This is a genomic window from Myxococcus sp. CA039A (assembly GCF_013336645.1).
GTDB lineage: Bacteria > Myxococcota > Myxococcia > Myxococcales > Myxococcaceae > Myxococcus > Myxococcus llanfairpwllgwyngyllgogerychwyrndrobwllllantysiliogogogochensis.
This window is the reverse complement of the sequence record NZ_JABUMQ010000718.1, coordinates 1-829: the sequence shown is the minus strand read 5'-3', so window position 1 is coordinate 829 and position 829 is coordinate 1. Positions and strand designations below refer to the sequence as shown.

General features: G+C 74.8%; 1 pseudogene. It reads left to right on the top strand.

Annotation, left to right across the window (positions count from 1 at the left end):
* Positions 1-24: 24 nt before the first annotated feature.
* A pseudogene (locus HR086_RS47235) lies at positions 25-829 on the top strand (hypothetical protein); the annotation flags it as partial.

Genomic DNA, 829 nt, shown 5'->3' with positions numbered 1-829 from the left:
GTCTGGCTGGTGGGCGCGGAGGGCATGGGCAAGTCGCGCCTGAAAGACGCGCTGGTGGAGTCGCTCACGGCCAATCGCTTCGAGGTCTGGGAGGGCAGTGGCCTGGCGCTGCCGGGGACTCCCGCGGGGCCCTTGCTGGAGCTGCTGGAGGCCACGCGGGGCCTGCGGCCCGTGGCGGGCGTGGGGAGGATGTCGAGCGCGGAGGCGGAGCGCGTCGCGCACTTCCTGGAGGGCCGCGAGTGGCAGGGCATCCCCGCGAGCCTCTCCTCGGAGAGCATCGCGCTGTTCGATGCGCTCTGCCACGCGCTGCTGCCGCACCGGGGACCGCGCATCCTCATCCTGGAGGACTGGCAGCACGCGGACCCGCTCAGCCGGGCGCTCGTCGAGGTGCTGGTGTCGCGGCTGGCGCACGCGCCGGTGCTCGTGCTCGTGCTGGAGCGCACGGGCGGCCCGGGGCTCGTGCCGCCGACCGCGGAGATGCTGGAGGTGGGCCTGCTCAATCCGGAGGATGCCCAGGCGCTGGTCGCGACGCGTCTGCGTCCGGGCTGGCCCAGGGACGCGTTGCTCCAGGTCGGCGCGGGCCATCCGCTGCACCTGCTGCATGCGCTCGCGTTCCACGAGGAGCACCCGCTGGTGCCCCTTCCTTCGTCGGGCCCGGCGGTGCTGGCCGCGCGCCACGAGGCGTTGTCACCCACCCGGCGCGAGGCGCTGCACGTGAGCGCGGTGCTGGGGCCCTGTTTTCCCCGGTCGGTGCTGGGGGCGCTCGTCGGTGGCTTCGGAGCGCTCGCGGGGTTGGAGGCGGGGGGCTGGCTGAGGCCCGTCTCGGGGG